The organism is Pedobacter punctiformis (assembly GCF_027213715.1).
Taxonomy (GTDB): Bacteria; Bacteroidota; Bacteroidia; order Sphingobacteriales; family Sphingobacteriaceae; genus Pedobacter; species Pedobacter punctiformis.
Genome location: NZ_JAPWGM010000005.1, coordinates 310,310 through 325,810 on the forward strand (window position 1 = coordinate 310,310; position 15,501 = coordinate 325,810).

The 15,501-nt window shown below is 36.2% G+C and carries 14 protein-coding genes; 10 read left to right on the forward strand and 4 right to left on the reverse strand.

The window, feature by feature from the left end; translation table 11 throughout:
• Positions 1-56: 56 nt before the first annotated feature.
• Positions 57-1,505 (forward strand): M20/M25/M40 family metallo-hydrolase, encoded by a 1,449-nt coding sequence (locus O0955_RS15275; protein WP_269428426.1) that lies wholly within the window; start codon positions 57-59, stop codon positions 1,503-1,505.
• Position 1,506: 1 nt separating this feature from the next.
• On the opposite strand, the gene O0955_RS15280 is transcribed toward O0955_RS15275, so the two are convergent.
• Positions 1,507-1,935: a CBS domain-containing protein gene (locus O0955_RS15280; protein WP_269428427.1), complete on the reverse strand. Its 429-nt coding sequence runs from the start codon at positions 1,933-1,935 to the stop codon at positions 1,507-1,509.
• Between the two features lie 575 nt (positions 1,936-2,510).
• Between O0955_RS15280 and O0955_RS15285 the strand changes: the two genes are divergently transcribed.
• The 4 genes from O0955_RS15285 (at position 2,511) to O0955_RS15300 (ending at position 5,472) form a co-directional block, all read left to right on the forward strand.
• On the forward strand, positions 2,511-2,846 hold the full coding sequence (locus tag O0955_RS15285; protein WP_269428428.1) for a hypothetical protein: 336 nt from the start codon (positions 2,511-2,513) through the stop codon (positions 2,844-2,846).
• A 198-nt stretch (positions 2,847-3,044) separates the two neighbouring features.
• Positions 3,045-4,361, forward strand: coding sequence for an adenosylhomocysteinase (gene ahcY, locus O0955_RS15290; RefSeq protein ID WP_269428429.1), 1,317 nt, complete (start codon positions 3,045-3,047; stop codon positions 4,359-4,361).
• 266 nt (positions 4,362-4,627) lie between these two features.
• Entirely contained in the window at positions 4,628-4,969 is a 342-nt protein-coding gene (locus tag O0955_RS15295; protein ID WP_269428430.1) for a DUF6370 family protein, read from the forward strand.
• Positions 4,970-5,067: 98 nt separating this feature from the next.
• On the forward strand, positions 5,068-5,472 hold the full coding sequence (locus O0955_RS15300; protein ID WP_269428431.1) for a hypothetical protein: 405 nt from the start codon (positions 5,068-5,070) through the stop codon (positions 5,470-5,472).
• A gap of 214 nt (positions 5,473-5,686) precedes the next feature.
• On the opposite strand, the gene O0955_RS15305 is transcribed toward O0955_RS15300, so the two are convergent.
• The gene (locus O0955_RS15305) at positions 5,687-6,067 is read right to left on the reverse strand and encodes a GtrA family protein (protein ID WP_269428432.1); all 381 of its coding nucleotides are present in this window, start codon (positions 6,065-6,067) and stop codon (positions 5,687-5,689) included.
• Between the two features lie 2 nt (positions 6,068-6,069).
• On the reverse strand, positions 6,070-7,710 hold the full coding sequence (locus O0955_RS15310; protein ID WP_269428433.1) for an ArnT family glycosyltransferase: 1,641 nt from the start codon (positions 7,708-7,710) through the stop codon (positions 6,070-6,072).
• An 82-nt stretch (positions 7,711-7,792) separates the two neighbouring features.
• Between O0955_RS15310 and O0955_RS15315 the strand changes: the two genes are divergently transcribed.
• From O0955_RS15315 to O0955_RS15335, 5 genes are all read left to right on the forward strand, one after another.
• Positions 7,793-8,509, forward strand: a complete 717-nt coding sequence (locus O0955_RS15315; protein ID WP_269428434.1) for a pyridoxine 5'-phosphate synthase — start codon at positions 7,793-7,795, stop codon at positions 8,507-8,509.
• 99 nt (positions 8,510-8,608) lie between these two features.
• Positions 8,609-9,502 carry an EamA family transporter gene (locus O0955_RS15320; RefSeq protein WP_269428435.1) on the forward strand — a complete coding sequence of 298 codons (894 nt, stop codon included), beginning with the start codon at positions 8,609-8,611 and terminating at the stop codon, positions 9,500-9,502.
• Between the two features lie 85 nt (positions 9,503-9,587).
• Entirely contained in the window at positions 9,588-10,151 is a 564-nt protein-coding gene (locus O0955_RS15325) for a hypothetical protein (protein WP_269428436.1), read from the forward strand.
• Between the two features lie 495 nt (positions 10,152-10,646).
• Positions 10,647-13,523 (forward strand): aminomethyl-transferring glycine dehydrogenase, encoded by a 2,877-nt coding sequence (gcvP, locus tag O0955_RS15330; protein WP_269428437.1) that lies wholly within the window; start codon positions 10,647-10,649, stop codon positions 13,521-13,523.
• A 437-nt stretch (positions 13,524-13,960) separates the two neighbouring features.
• Positions 13,961-14,548 carry a YceI family protein gene (locus tag O0955_RS15335; protein WP_269428438.1) on the forward strand — a complete coding sequence of 196 codons (588 nt, stop codon included), beginning with the start codon at positions 13,961-13,963 and terminating at the stop codon, positions 14,546-14,548.
• A gap of 103 nt (positions 14,549-14,651) precedes the next feature.
• Here the strand turns inward: O0955_RS15335 and O0955_RS15340 are convergent, their stop codons facing one another.
• Positions 14,652-15,416 (reverse strand): MBL fold metallo-hydrolase, encoded by a 765-nt coding sequence (locus O0955_RS15340; protein ID WP_269428439.1) that lies wholly within the window; start codon positions 15,414-15,416, stop codon positions 14,652-14,654.
• Positions 15,417-15,501: the final 85 nt, after the last annotated feature.

The window sequence follows — 15,501 nt, forward strand, 5'->3', positions numbered from 1 at the left end:
TTACAGCTAAAATTCTGAAAGTAAAATTTGTACTTTCAACCCATAAACCATTCTTTATGAAATACTTTTTCGTTGCCGGCTTAATTTGCACATCATTATTTGTTAAAGCACAAGACAATTTTAGCGATGCTTTTAATAAAATTAACAGTGATGTTCAGCAAAACTCTAAAGCTTATCAAACACTTAGATTTGAAACTGAAACTATCGGACATCGTTTAACAGGTTCATCAAACGGAGCGAGGGCTGAAAAATATGCTTTTGATTTGTTGAAGTCTTACGGTTGCGAAGTTAAGTTTCAGCCATTTGAAGTAGAAAGCTGGAACAGAAAAACGCTGAGTGTAGAAATTGGTGCCAATAAAAACAATTTGGTGAAAATTAAAGCCGTTACCCTTGCACATTCTCCGGTAAACGCTGATGTGAGCGGAAGCATTGTGGATGCAGGGAATGGACTGGAGGCTGATTATCAGGCTAAACCTGATCAGTTTAAGGGGAAAATTGCACTCATTTATTTGGGCGTTTTACCAGGTTCTCCTGCCGGAACAAAATCTTTGCACCGTTCAGAAAAAACAGCCATTGCAACTAAATATGGTGCAATTGGCGTGATTATCATTAACACCGTAAAAGATGGCGTTCTGTTAACCGGTACAGCATCCGTAACGGGTAAACTTATACCTATTCCGGCGGTTTGTATCGGATTGGAATCAGGTATGGCACTTAAAGAAAAGTTAAAATCTGAGCCACAGCAAGCACATATTGCCATGACTAATTTTTCAGGGATAATTAAAGCCAGAAATGTAATTGCAACTTTTAAAGGCACTGAAATGCCTGATGATAAAATTGTAGTTGGCGGGCATTTGGATAGCTGGGATTTAGCAACTGGTGCAATCGATAATGGAATTGGTTCTTTTGCAATTATGGACATGGCCCGCACCTTTAAAAAGTTAAACTTAAAAACTAAACGTACCGTAGAATTTGTTTTATTTATGGGCGAGGAGCAGGGTTTGCTTGGTTCAAAGGCTTATATCGATCAGGCTAAAAAGGCAGGTACTTTAAACCAGGTTAAGTTTATGCTTAATTACGATATGACCAACGATCCAAAGGGTTTCTCAACTTCGAGGGCTGAAATGAAAGATTTATTTACCAGTTGGGGCGCAGATATTGTTAAAATAGATACAGGATTTAAAAACTTATTTAATGCTGGTGCCGGTTTGCATAGCGATCATCAGCCATTTATGTTAGAAGGGATTCCTACTGGCGGTGGTTTTGGAGGCAAGTTGCCTAATAATTCAGGGCCATACTACCATTCAGATGGTGACAGCTTTAAACTGGTGAATGAACAGGAACTGAAAAATACAGTTCGTTATAGCGCCATGCTTACGTATGCGCTGGCCAATACGCCAAACATTCCGGTTGGTGTACAGGGTGAAGAAGAACTGAGAACCTTTTTAGAATCTCAAAACTTAAAAGAACCGCTGACTATTGCAGGCGAGTGGAGATGGAAATAGCCTATCCGCTAATGTAGCTTTCCAGTTGTGAAATGGTTTGTTTCTGATCGGCGATGATAAATTTTACGACGTCGCCGATGGATACCATTCCTTTAACTTCATTGTTTTCTACAACAGGTAAATGGCGAATGTGCTTATCTGTCATCAATTCCATACAATAATCTATGCCATCACCTAAGCTGATGGTAATAGGTTTTGCGGTCATGGCCTCTTTGATTAAAGTATCTTTTGATGATTTACCCTGAAGGATGATTTTTCTTGCATAATCGCGTTCTGTGAAGATACCCGATAACTGACTGCCTTCCATAACGAGTACCGCACTAATATTTTTTTCTGTCATTACTTTTAAAGCATCAAGAACAGAGATATCTTCCTTTACTGAAAATATCAGAACTTGTTTGGTATCCAGGAGCTGTTTAACGGTTTTCATAATTTTAGATTTGGTTACCTCAATTTAAGAAATAATTAGCTGAAAGTCAAAGTTTTATTTTTGAATTTCAGCTTAAGAAAGATTTTAATCTTGAATGAAATTATGTGCCTTGTACAATTCAGGTTTTTGTATTTTGCTTTAAATGAGGTTTTTATGCCTGTTGGAATGCAATAGCTTGAGAAGTTGTTTGAACTAACCATTAAAAAAGACTATATTTGCAACGTTCCTGAAAGCTTCCACTTTTCAAGAATACTAAAGCCTGTCAGTAATGAGAGGCTTTTTTTATGCCCACTGGTTTATAAGCATTGTTCTGCCTTCTGGTTACATTCTTCTTAACCAACACAAATGCAGCAGGTTTAAATGAGAACGAAACGTGGGTATAAGCTACATTCTTATTGCTGTAAAATATTCACTACAGGCAATTCAACCACCTGACTTTTGATGTTAAAAAAATAATCAGATTCCTGATTAAAAAAGGCATTCATTTTTTTGTAACTAAAATACTACGTTTGTTGCTCATTAATAACTGTAGTATTGTGCTAATTAACTAGTTTTTAATCATTAAGTTTATAACTATGAAAAAAGTAATTGTTATGATGTTTGTTGCTCTGACAACTTTAACAACAATGTCTCTGATGTATGCCAATCAAACTAATGTTGCAAAAACATCTCAAAAGGTATCTGTATTATTAGGGACAGTAGATACAAGTGTAGACGTAATTCAATTATACGGCGATAGTTCTACCGGAATTGTTGAATACGTTCAAATCGTTTCTAGTGAATGGGATGATCACGTTGTAAGCATTATGAATGTAAAAGTTTCTAACGGGATAGCTACTGGTAAAATTTATATGGAGGACGATAATGGTAGCCAAAGAATAATTGTTCTTATGAATCTTCCTGTATACTAATACCTGATTTTATAAAGTATTACGAAAGGATAGACTTATGTTCTATCCTTTCGCATTTTGTTACTTTAATTTCCTCAGATTCCTTTCTTTAAAAATCATACATCCTTTTGCTCCTATTTTACAATTAACAAACCGGCTATAATTTGGCTTTCACAATGCTATGTGGTAACTTTGCATCACATTTAAAAACAATAAATTATGTCATCAGTAGAGACAACTTATATCCCTTACAAAGTTAAGGACATTTCACTGGCAGAATGGGGCCGTAAAGAAATCGGATTAGCCGAAGCAGAAATGCCAGGTTTAATGAGTTTACGTAAAGAATTCGGTCCATCTCAACCACTAAAAGGAGCTCGTATTGCAGGCTGTCTGCACATGACCATCCAAACAGCGGTTTTAATCGAAACATTAGTGGCTTTAGGTGCAGAAGTGACCTGGTCATCTTGTAATATTTTTTCTACTCAGGATCACGCTGCTGCGGCAATCGCTGCTGCTGGTATTCAGGTTTACGCCTGGAAAGGTTTAAATGAGCAGGAATTTGACTGGTGTATTGAACAAACTTTACACTTCGGTCCAGAGCAACAACCATTAAATATGATCCTAGACGATGGTGGTGATTTAACCAACATGGTTTTCGATAAATATCCTGAATTAATTGCCGCAATTAAAGGTTTATCAGAAGAAACTACAACCGGTGTTCACCGTTTATACGAACGTATGAAAAATGGAACGCTACACTTACCGGCAATTAACGTTAACGATTCAGTAACTAAATCTAAATTTGACAACAAATACGGATGCCGTGAATCATTAGTGGATGCAATTCGTCGTGCAACTGACGTAATGATGGCAGGTAAAGTAGCTGTTGTTTGCGGTTATGGTGATGTAGGTAAGGGTTCTGCTGAATCTTTAAGTTCGCAGGGTGTACGCGTGATCGTAACTGAAATTGATCCAATTTGTGCTTTACAAGCTGCAATGGAAGGTTATGAAGTTAAAAGATTAGATACTGCAATTAAAGAAGCAGATATTGTAGTAACCACTACTGGTAACTGTGATATTGTTCGCGAAAAACATTTCAGGGCATTAAAAGATAAAGCTATCGTTTGTAACATTGGTCACTTTGATAACGAAATTGATATGGCCTGGCTAAATAGTGCTTACGGAAATACTAAAGTTGAAATCAAACCTCAGGTTGATAAATATACAATCGACGGTAAAGATGTAATTGTTCTTGCTGAAGGTCGTTTGGTTAACTTAGGTTGCGCAACTGGTCACCCAAGTTTCGTAATGAGTAACTCATTTACCAACCAGACTTTAGCTCAATTAGAACTTTGGACCAACACAGATCAATACGAAAACAAAGTTTATACTTTGCCTAAACATTTAGATGAAAAAGTTGCCCGTTTACATTTAGAAAAAATCGGTGTAGAATTAGAAGTTTTAGATCAGCACCAGGCAGATTATATTGGTGTACCGGTAGAAGGCCCGTTCAAATCGGATGAATATCGTTACTAATAAATATTCAGCTTAATATATTAAAAGGGATGTGCAATTTGCATATCCCTTTTTTGTGCACATAGAATTAAATAAAAAGGCGTATTTGTCATGCTGAGGAACGAAGCATCTCTTTCATAGTTTGCAGATACTTCGTTCCTCAGCATAACAGTATAATCAGTACCGCAGTTACAATTCTAAAATCTTTCCATACCAACCGGCTTTATTTTACAAATTTTGAAGCCCTTTTATTAGAGAAAAACCTACATTTGAAAAAATAATCAGCCATGAAAAATTTATTATTCACATTCATTATCGGTTTATTTAGTGTTGCAGCAAATGCACAAACAACACCTAAAAAAGCCGAACCTGCAAAAGCGGTTAAAAATCAGGTTGTAGAAATTGCTTGTGGGGAGTGTCAGTTTAAAATGAAAGGTAAAGACTGCGAATTAGCCGTTCGAATTGATGGTAAAGCTTATTTTGTGGACGGAAAAAACATTGACGATTTTGGCGATGCACATGGTGAGCATGGTTTTTGTAATGCAGTAAGCAAAGCAGAAGTAACGGGTGAAATTGTAAATAACCGTTTTAAAGCTACAAGCATTAAACTATTGCTAAAAAAATCGTAAAATATTTGAAGGCCTTTTAATAAAGCAATGGTTTTTTATGCTTGCAACGTATTGTTGATTTCCGTCGTCAGGTAAGCATAAAGTAGATAAATTCAAATATGAAAAATACAATTATCTTATTTCTGATCATTATATTGTTTAGCAGTTGTACCACATTGTTAACAAAGTTTGGCTCAAATGATTATACCTTAAATAAAGGTAAAATAGATATACCGAAAAAAGATCATTATATAGTGCTTTATAAAGCAAATTTTGCTGAAGGCTTAAAAGCAATGATTTCTTATACTGACGAGAATGACAAACAGATTGAATTAAAAGATGTAACAGGTAACTGGGAAAAATCGGTCGTGATTAAATCAGGATCTAAAGTGATTTTTGATACAATTGCTAAGGGTTCGGCAGGAAAAGGAGAGTATGCTGTTTTGGTAGATGAAAAGATAATATCAGAATATATTTTATCAAATAGAAAATTGCATTACCAATTAAACTTCGACTTGCCTTAATCATGGTCATATGTTAAAGTACAAAAACTAAGAACTTGTTATTCCTTATTTAAAATCTTTCTAATTTAGATCAAATCTGTTATCTTTACCCTCATCGCCATGAATAAAGAAAAGGTCAAATTATGGTTTAAACGGGTGGGGCTTGTCGGCTTTCTGTTCTTCCTGATTAAAGGATTAATCTGGCTTTTTGTATTCTATTTTATTGGTAAAAACGTTACTTAAAGGTAAACAGCATATTTGCCAAAAAATTCCATACAAATACAATTATAATCGCAAAAAACTTGGCTACATAAAAATTTGTGCCATTTTTACGCTGATGGAAAAGGTAAATTATAAAGGTGTTTAAGCCCAAACCGATTAAACTTACAATTAAAAATTTACTAAACTCTGTTCCCCAGTGTGCATTGGTACTTTCAAAAGTCCAAACCCTGTTTATTAAATAATTATTGGTTACGGCAAGTATAAATCCAATGGCATTTGCAATGTACTTGTTTATTTTAAGTTGCTCTTTGCAAAGCCAGGTGGCGCCAAAATCTATTGCCATGCCAAGCAAACCGGTTAATCCAAACTTTATGATGCGGTAAAACAGGTTCATTCTTAATGTATTTTTACCAGATAATATTTAATCAATGTCGCTGGTCGTGTTTTAGGATTTATAAAATTACCTTTTAATTTAGTTACGTGGTAGTATTCAAAATCTTTTAAAACCTCAACCTGATACCTGCTTTTAAGATTTGCCATTTCTGTTTCCGGCAGGTAAATAATCAGTTCTTTTTTATCAATTGCTTTGTCCAGCTCTTCATAACTCCAAAAATATTTAGGTTCTCCATGCGCATAAAAATCAAAAGAGTAAGAATCTATATTGAGTAACACAGCAGGTTTACCCGTTGGATAATTTTCACTTAACCATTTACCTGCATGCATACCCGATTCATATTTCATTACGGAAGGGTAGAAGAACGCGGAAAGAAAAATCATTAAGCCAGCCGATAGAAATGTATTTCTTGCAATAATATGGCTAACCGAAGTGCCCTTAAATAGTAAAAATGCAATTCCGAAAATCAATACTACTACAGCAATGGCCAAATATTTATAGTCGAGATTGTAAAAAATGGCTAAAGCAGAAAGAAGAATGACCACTAAAATATAAATCAGGTTTTGAATGGTTGAAAATATCTTTAAGCCTTTTTCTCCCAGTTTTTTTAGATATAGAGCTGTTATTATGGCAAACTGTGGAAATATGATCAATATGTAATGTGGCAATTGAAATTTGGATAAAGAAAAAATTAAGAAAGTTACTGCCGCACTTGCCCAAATGATAATGGTTTCAGCAGGTAAATCAGTTCTGTTTTTTCTTTTAAAAAGGTTAACCACCCCTACATAAAATAGTACCGACCAGGGTAAAAAGGCCCAAAGCGTAGTGTGTAAAAAGAAAGAAATATCGCCTTTACCTTTTATCGGACCATTGTTAAAAAAACGCCCAAACTGGCTGTCCCAAAAAAAGAATTTTAAGCCGGATACATTCGTTTTTCCAAACACAACTTTTTCAGGATGTAAGTCAAACTGGATATATAAAGTGTAAAGTTCAGGAATAATGAAAACGAATATCAATAGAATAGCAATCCACCATTTCAATTTCAGCAGCTGTTTAAGCTGGTTGTTAAAGAACCAGTAAATAATAAAACCTGCGAATACCGGAATTAAAACAAATATTCCTTTGATCATAATGGCACACGAAGCGGCAAGTGAACCCGCAACAATATGCCAGAAAGAGAAATAATGAGCCTTGTAATAATGATAAATAGAAGCCAGTGTAAAGGTGGTAATGTAAACTTCTGCCCGTACATCAAAAGTAGAAATCAAAATGTGTAAGGCAGTAAGGAAAATTAAAGCGCTGATTAAACCAATTTGTTCATCATATAAATCTTTAGCCAGTTTATACAAGTACCATGCGCCCAGTAAGCCAAATAAAAAGGAAGGGAGTTTGTAAGCAAAACCAGTAAAACCAAAAATTTTAAAGAATACTGCAGCCAGCCAAAAAGTTAAATGTGGCTTATCCAGCCAATCCAGCCCTCTAACATACAGGTTAGACCAGTCGTTGCGTAAAATCATGTTTTTTGCAATGGAAGCATAAAGTGCCGAATCGTTCTCCATTACATCGCTGAAAAGCGCAATTGTACTTATAATTACAATAAGCGCAATCAAAAATTTATACAGTTTATTCTCCGTTATGTTCATTTGAAATAACAAATATGGGAATAAAAATGTCAAAATTATTGAAGCGACTGGATTAAGAAAGGTAAAGCCTTATCTTTACCGCATGACAAAGCTTTCCGTTAATATCAATAAAATTGCAACCCTTCGCAACAGTCGCGGTGGTAATAATCCTGATTTAGTAAAAGTTGCGCTTGATTGCGAGCGTTTTGGCGCACAGGGCATTACGGTGCATCCAAGACCTGATGAACGTCATATCCGCTATCAGGATGTATATGATTTGAAAGCCGTTATTGCTACAGAATTTAACATCGAAGGCAACTGTAAAGAAGATAAATTTGTTGATTTGGTGCTGGCTAACAAACCAGCACAAGTTACTTTGGTGCCGGATGCTGAAGGACAAATTACGTCAAACCACGGTTGGGATACCATTAAACATAAGGATTATTTAAAGGAAATGGTGGCTGTTTTTCAAAAGGAAGGCATCAGGGTTTCCATTTTTGTAGATCCTGTTGTAGAAATGGTAGAAGGTGCAGCTGAAACCGGAACAGACCGGATTGAATTGTACACTGAAGCTTACGCACATAATTATTATGCAGATCGTGAAAAAGCAATTATATCTTATATCGCAGCAGCACATAAAGCAAATGCTTTGGGTTTAGGCATTAACGCCGGCCATGATTTGGATTTGCACAACCTGCATTATTTTGCACAAAGCATCCCCGGTTTATTAGAAGTTTCTATTGGTCACGCATTAATTAGCGATGCACTTTATTTCGGTTTGGAAACGACGGTTCAAAAATATTTACAACAACTTAAATAAGAATCTTAGCTGCAAAATCAGATGTTTGAGTAAATCCTTTAAAAGATAATTTGTTCTTCATCGCCTTGACTATATATCTTATTATTCATAAAACATCTTATGTTAAAAGGAATTCTCCTTGTATTTTTTGGTGCCTGCAGTTTTGGTATCCTGTCTACTTTTGTTAAACTGGCCTACCATGAAGGGTATACTTTAGGGGATGTAACCGGAACCCAGGCTTTTTTCGGTGCCGTAATTTTATGGGTACTCTTCTTTTTTCAAACCAAAACATCCGGTTATAAATCAAAAGAAATCGTAATTAAAACACCCTGGTGGAAAATGCTGCTTGCCGGATGTTGCACAGGGTTAGTGAGTATATTTTATTATCAATGCGTAAAATTGGTTCCAAATTCTGTAGCCATTATTTTATTAATGCAATTTATTTGGATGAGTATTTTAATGGAACTCATAATTTTTAAGAAAAAGCCAACAGAATTACAATTTTTAGCCATTTTGCTTGTTTTAGGCGGTACGGTTTTAGCAAGCGGTATGCTGGAAGTAAAATTAGATACCCTTAATTTAACAGGGATTGGTTTTGGTTTGCTCGCAGCACTCTGCTATGCAGGCTTTTTAATGTTAAGCGGCAGAATAGGAACCGAATATCCGGTATTAAAGAAAAGTGCCTTAATGATTACCGGTGCCTGCATATTGATTTTTATTATTTTTCCGCCTGTATTTTTATTTAATGGCGCATTGAGCGGAAGCCTGTTTAAATGGGGACTAATTATTGCTGTTTTTGGTACGGTTATTCCACCATTATTTTATGCAGAAGGTGTGCCAAGAGTAGGTACGGCATTAAGTTCCATATTAAGTGCGGCAGAATTACCCGTAGCCATCATTATGGCCGGTTTGGTTTTGCATGAACAGGTTTCGTTTTTACGCTGGGTTGGGGTAGTCGTAATTTTATCAGCCATGATTTTACCCAACCTGAAATATTTAAAGAAAAGTAATTAAACTTGTACCGGCTTTTGCAACCCTCGGAAAACATTTCTGAATTCTAAAAAATTAAATATCTTTAATCAGTGTAAATAATATAACTATGAAGAACCTTACCATTTATATTCTCTCCTTTCTTGTTATCGGTTTTGTTGGATGTAAAACCAAAACAACCATTAACCAAAATGAAGCAGGTGAAGTAATTACTGATTATTTAAAAGCTAACCCGGAGTATAAAACTGCTCATTTTAAGTTTGGTGAAATAAAATTTAGCAATACGAACGATATGTTCGAACTGGGAAAATATAAAACCTTGGCCAGTAAAGGTTTGGTTTCTTTAAGTTTGAAAGAGGCTAAGAAAAAATTCCTTTCAAAAGACAGCAGTTATGTTTATCAAATTACTTTGACCGATAAGGCAAGCCCTTTGGTTTTAAAGCAAGAAAGTGATAAAGCAACGGTAAAAGTGATAGAATATGTTTTGTCAGACGAAAAGCCTGTAGACTTTGAACAAGTAAATTCGAGTACGGCGAAGGTAACGGTATCTTTGAAAATGGTAACAACAGACTTTGCTCCATTCGATAAAGAAGCAAACAAGAATAGCAACTTCATTACCAAAACTTATAAACTTAAGTTAAGCAAAGATGAAGGCTGGAAGGTGCAGAAATAACAGCATAATTTGTTGTCTTAAGCTTGTGAAATGACCAGAGATAATTAATTTTTTCTGATGAGGAAACGCATGTCAGTGGTTATTTGCAGAAATAGTCCCGCCATTCACTATTTCTGATTAAGAATCAGAATCGTCGCTGTCGGGTTTAGTTTACAGCGGTAAACCTGGCTAAATTAAACCTGACAGGAGCGAACACGATCCCGATTTCCGGGAGCGTAAAGCGTATGGCAGGGCTTGCATAACCAATGTGCGCAGAACCCTGCTTTCCAAATATATTTTATAGTTTAACAATTTGTCATCCTGAGCCTTCTGGCTAATATCTTTTCAAAAAGTTCTTTGCCCGGCAAAAATTACTCAAACGTTTGATTTAGCCAGGATGGAGCCAGGCGGTAAAATCATTGATTTTTAGTGCAAAACATACGCGTTTTTTACAGTTTTGATAACGGAAAACATATCCTAAATTCTTACCTTTGCCGAAATTTATTATCATACCGCATGAGCTTAAATATCCATTACAAGGAAGATTTTCAAAACCGTCATATCGCCCCAAACGAGGCTGATACTGCCGAAATGCTGCAAACTATCGGCGTAAATTCTATTGATGCGCTAATAGAACAAACTGTTCCGCAAAAAATCAGGTTAAAACAACCTTTAAATTTGCCGGCAGCGAAATCAGAAACTGAATATCTGGGTGCCTTAAAGCAAACTTCATTGTTAAATAAAGTTTTCAAAAGCTTTATCGGTCAGGGTTATTATGATACCATTACACCGGGTGTAATTCTTCGTAATGTATTCGAAAATCCAGGATGGTATACACAATATACCCCATATCAGGCAGAAATTGCACAAGGTCGTTTGCAGGCTTTATTAAATTTCCAAACTATGGTTATTGATTTAACCGGAATGGAAATTGCAAATGCTTCTTTATTGGATGAAGGTACAGCAGCAGCAGAAGCCATGTTTATGCAATACAGTACCCGTAAAAATCAGGCAGCTAAGAAATTCTTTGTATCTGAACTGGTTTTTGCCCAAACAACAGATATTTTAAAAACCCGTGCTAATCCATACGGCATTGAGCTTGTAATTGGCGATCACAAAACTTTCCAGCCAACCGAAGATTTCTTTGGTGCAATTATTCAATACCCTGCAGGGAATGGTGAGGTTTATGATTATGCAGCTTTTGCTTCAGCCTTACACAACCAAAATATTAAATTAACTGTTGCTGCCGATATTTTAAGCTTAACTTTATTAACGCCTCCAGGCGAATGGGGTGCTGATATTGTTGTAGGTACCACGCAGCGTTTAGGTATACCAATGGGATTTGGTGGTCCTCATGCCGCTTTCTTTGCAACTAAAGATGAGTACAAACGTTCAATCCCGGGCCGTATTATTGGGGTAACCATTGATAGCCATGGCGATTACGCTTTACGTATGGCTTTACAAACGCGTGAGCAGCACATTCGCAGAGATAAAGCAACTTCAAATATTTGTACTGCACAAGCTTTACTGGCTATTATGGCCGGTTTTTATGCAGCTTATCACGGTCCTAAAGGTTTAAAAGCAATTGCCGAACGTACACATGGTTTAGCCGTTAGCCTTGCAGCTACACTTAAAAATTTAGGTTTCGAACAATTAAATTCTGCTTATTTCGATACCATCCGTTTTGATTTAGGTGAACTAAAAGGCGGCATTCATGCAGCTTGTTTAGATAACGAAATCAACTTAAACTATAATGGTAATTCGGTAACCATCTCTTTTGATGAAACCAGTACTTTCGAAGATGTACAGTTATTGGCTAAAATATTTGCTAAAGTTAAAGCCGTAGCAGCAGATCAGGTTGAGGTAGTGGAGCAGGTAGAAACCGTAATTCCTTCGGCATTACAACGTACTTCGGCCTATTTAACACACCCTATTTTTAATTCGCACCATTCAGAACATGAAATGTTGCGTTACATTAAATCATTAGAAGCAAAAGATTTATCTCTTTGCCATTCAATGATTGCCCTGGGTAGCTGTACCATGAAATTAAACGCTACTGCAGAAATGATTCCGGTTACCTGGTCTCACTTCGGTCGCGTACACCCGTTTGCACCAGCTGATCAGGTTTTAGGTTACTATTCTGTTTTTAACGAACTGGATAAATGGCTAAGTGAAATTACAGGTTTTGCCTCAATGAGCTTACAACCTAATGCAGGTGCGCAAGGTGAATATGCTGGTTTAATGGTTATTCGTGCTTATCACCATGATCGTGGTGATTTCCACCGTAATGTGGCTTTAATCCCCGCTTCAGCTCACGGTACAAATCCTGCTTCTGCAGCAATGGCTGATATGAAGATTGTTGTTGTTAAATCTTTAGAAAACGGTAACATCGATGTTGAAGATTTAAAAGCGAAAGCAGAATTACATAAAGACAACCTATCGTGTTTAATGGTAACTTACCCATCAACTCACGGTGTATTTGAAGAAAGTATCGTAGAAATTTGTGAAACCATCCACGCGAATGGCGGACAAGTTTATATGGATGGTGCAAATATGAATGCACAGGTTGGTTTAACAAGTCCGGCTAATATTGGTGCTGACGTTTGTCACTTAAACTTACACAAAACCTTCTGTATTCCTCACGGTGGTGGTGGTCCTGGTATGGGCCCAATTGGTGTTGCAAAACATTTGGTTCCTTATCTTCCTGGCCACGCAGTTGTGGATATCGATAAAGGAAAATCAATTTCTGCAGTTTCCTCTGCACCATGGGGTTCTGCATCCATTTTAATCATTTCTCATGCTTATATCGCTATGATGGGCAGCGAAGGTTTAACCAACGCTACAAAATATGCCATCTTAAATGCTAACTACATGAAAGCCCGTTTAGAACAACATTATCCTGTTCTTTATTCAGGTGCTCAGGGTCGTTGTGCGCATGAGATGATTTTAGATTGCCGTTCTTTCAAAGCTTTCGGTATTGAAGTTACCGATATTGCGAAACGTTTAATGGATTATGGTTTCCATGCACCAACGGTTTCTTTCCCGGTTGCAGGTACTTTAATGGTTGAGCCAACAGAATCTGAGCCTAAACATGAGCTGGATCGTTTTTGTGATGCCCTAATCGCCATTAAGAATGAAATTACAGATGTAGAAAACGGTACTTTAGATAGAGTTGATAATCCACTGAAAAATTCGCCTCATACTGTTGCTGTAATTACGGCAAACGAATGGGAGCATGCTTACAGCCGTCAAACTGCAGCTTTCCCACTTCCTTATGTGTTAGAGCGTAAGTTCTGGCCATCAGTAGGCAGGGTTAACGACAGTCATGGAGACCGCTCATTAATTTGTGCTTGTCCACCGGTTGAAAGCTATTTAGAGGAAATCGTACCTTAATATTTTTTGTCCCGTTATCGCGGGAAGCATTTCGTTAAATAATTTATCTGCAGGTTTTGTGATATCTTCATAAAACCTGCAGATTTTTTTTGCATTACCAGCTTGATTACATTATACAATAAGAGCAATTAACTTACCCAGTAGGACAACTCAAGCCAGGCAATCCATTTTTCATTTAATTTTTTGTATATATATAATTGTTCTTCCATGGCCATACTTGCCGCAACTGTAGCCAAACATAAATATATAGCGTACAATTAAATGATTTACGGAATTTCAAATTGACATTTAAAAGTAAACAGATTAAACCTTTTATCTAATTTTTAAGTCTATCCACTTAATTAAGATAATTCTAATTAATTTTAAAATCTTAACATAGGTCAATAACAAGAGACAGACCATTTATATACCTTTACAAAAATTAAAAAAACCAGAAAATGAAATTAAAAATCGGCTCAATTTTTTTATTAGTGGCAGTAGTAGCTTTGTCAGCTTTTAAAAACCCTACAAAACCAGTAACTTATACTGTTGATGCAACAAAATCAACTATTACATGGGTTGGCAAAAAAGTAACAGGTTCTCACAACGGAACAATTACTTTACAATCAGGATCGTTAAAAGTAAACGGTAAAAGTGTAACAGGTGGAACCTTCACCATCGATATGAATTCAATTAAAGATGCAGACGGAAGTGCTAAATTAGAAGGTCACTTAAAAGCGGATGACTTCTTCGGTGTAGCTAAATTTCCAACTTCAACTTTCGTAATTACTAAAGTTGCTGGTGCTGGTGCTAACGTAACGGTTTCAGGTAACTTAACCATTAAAGGGATTACTAAACCATTAAGCTTTCCTGCAACTGTAACAGTAAATGCGGATGGTACTGTAAGTGCTTTAGCTGGTAAAATAGTTGTAGACAGAACTAAATATGACATTAAATATGGTTCTAAATCATTCTTCGATAGCATTGGCGACAAAGCAATTAACGATGAGTTTGAACTTGCTGTTAAATTAGTAGCTAAGAAATAATTATTTCCGGTCAGGAAAATTAAAGGCCTGCTCATTTGAGCAGGCCTTTTTTGTTTTCTCTATCCTGCTTCTTTCTTCAGCATGGTCTTTAAGCTTTCGGTATTTATCTTATTTTAAACCCACCTTCAATCTCATCAACAAAACCTGTTGCAGCACTTTTACCATGATAAAATAAACATTCCCAGTTTTCTTCTGCAGCTCTTTTACCAAATTCCTTGCGCAATTCCATCGCTTTACGCCCGTCGAAATCATATTTAGCAATAAAATTTTTAACCAGTTCTTCGGGTTCCGGTAAAACATCACCACCAAAAAACACCTTTTGATTACCCTCTGTTAATAAGAAAACCTGGTGATTTGGAGTATGCGCACCCGTAAATTCATAACTTATTGCTTCATTCAATTGTCCATCGCCTTCTACAAATTCAATTTGAGCGTTGCGCTGTACAAAATCAAATATATCGGTGTGGTAAGAAGAAGATTTAGTGCTGAAAGCCATTTCCCATTCACCGCGGTTAATTATATATTCTGCATCCGGAAAACTTAATTCTAATTTGTTACCCTGGTTGTGAATCATTCCACCCGAATGGTCAAAATGCAAATGCGACATTAGCACTTTGGTTACATCGGTTGGATCAAAACCTGCATTGCGAATATTTTTATGCAAAATCAATTCTCCCTGTTCGTCACTAAAACCTAAACCAGTGTCAAATAAAACAAGGTCATTTTGCAATTCAACTAAAAATGGTTGAACGTTAATGAATAAAGAAGCAGGTCTGTCTTTAAAACTATGTATGGTGGAATCAAACGGAACGAATTTCTTGGTTGCATCAACTGAATATGTTCCTTCGAATAAGGTATAAACTTGCAAAATATTAAGATTTATTATTTCTGTGCAAAGTTAACAATCTATTTGCAGTATCGTTTTAGTAAAAGCTTGGATACTTCCTTTTAAT

Bases quoted from the DNA above. Each gene is read 5' to 3' on its own strand.
- O0955_RS15320 (WP_269428435.1), top strand. From the start codon at position 8,609: ATGTTAAAAGGAATTCTCCTTGTATTTTTTGGTGCCTGCAGTTTTGGT.
- ahcY (WP_269428429.1), top strand. From the start codon at position 3,045: ATGTCATCAGTAGAGACAACTTATATCCCTTACAAAGTTAAGGACATT.
- O0955_RS15275 (WP_269428426.1), top strand. From the start codon at position 57: ATGAAATACTTTTTCGTTGCCGGCTTAATTTGCACATCATTATTTGTT.
- O0955_RS15335 (WP_269428438.1), top strand. From the start codon at position 13,961: ATGAAATTAAAAATCGGCTCAATTTTTTTATTAGTGGCAGTAGTAGCT.
- O0955_RS15285 (WP_269428428.1), top strand. From the start codon at position 2,511: ATGAAAAAAGTAATTGTTATGATGTTTGTTGCTCTGACAACTTTAACA.
- O0955_RS15295 (WP_269428430.1), top strand. From the start codon at position 4,628: ATGAAAAATTTATTATTCACATTCATTATCGGTTTATTTAGTGTTGCA.
- O0955_RS15305 (WP_269428432.1), bottom strand. From the start codon at position 6,067: ATGAACCTGTTTTACCGCATCATAAAGTTTGGATTAACCGGTTTGCTT.
- O0955_RS15300 (WP_269428431.1), top strand. From the start codon at position 5,068: ATGAAAAATACAATTATCTTATTTCTGATCATTATATTGTTTAGCAGT.
- O0955_RS15310 (WP_269428433.1), bottom strand. From the start codon at position 7,710: ATGAACATAACGGAGAATAAACTGTATAAATTTTTGATTGCGCTTATT.
- gcvP (WP_269428437.1), top strand. From the start codon at position 10,647: ATGAGCTTAAATATCCATTACAAGGAAGATTTTCAAAACCGTCATATC.
- O0955_RS15325 (WP_269428436.1), top strand. From the start codon at position 9,588: ATGAAGAACCTTACCATTTATATTCTCTCCTTTCTTGTTATCGGTTTT.
- O0955_RS15280 (WP_269428427.1), bottom strand. From the start codon at position 1,935: ATGAAAACCGTTAAACAGCTCCTGGATACCAAACAAGTTCTGATATTT.
- O0955_RS15315 (WP_269428434.1), top strand. From the start codon at position 7,793: ATGACAAAGCTTTCCGTTAATATCAATAAAATTGCAACCCTTCGCAAC.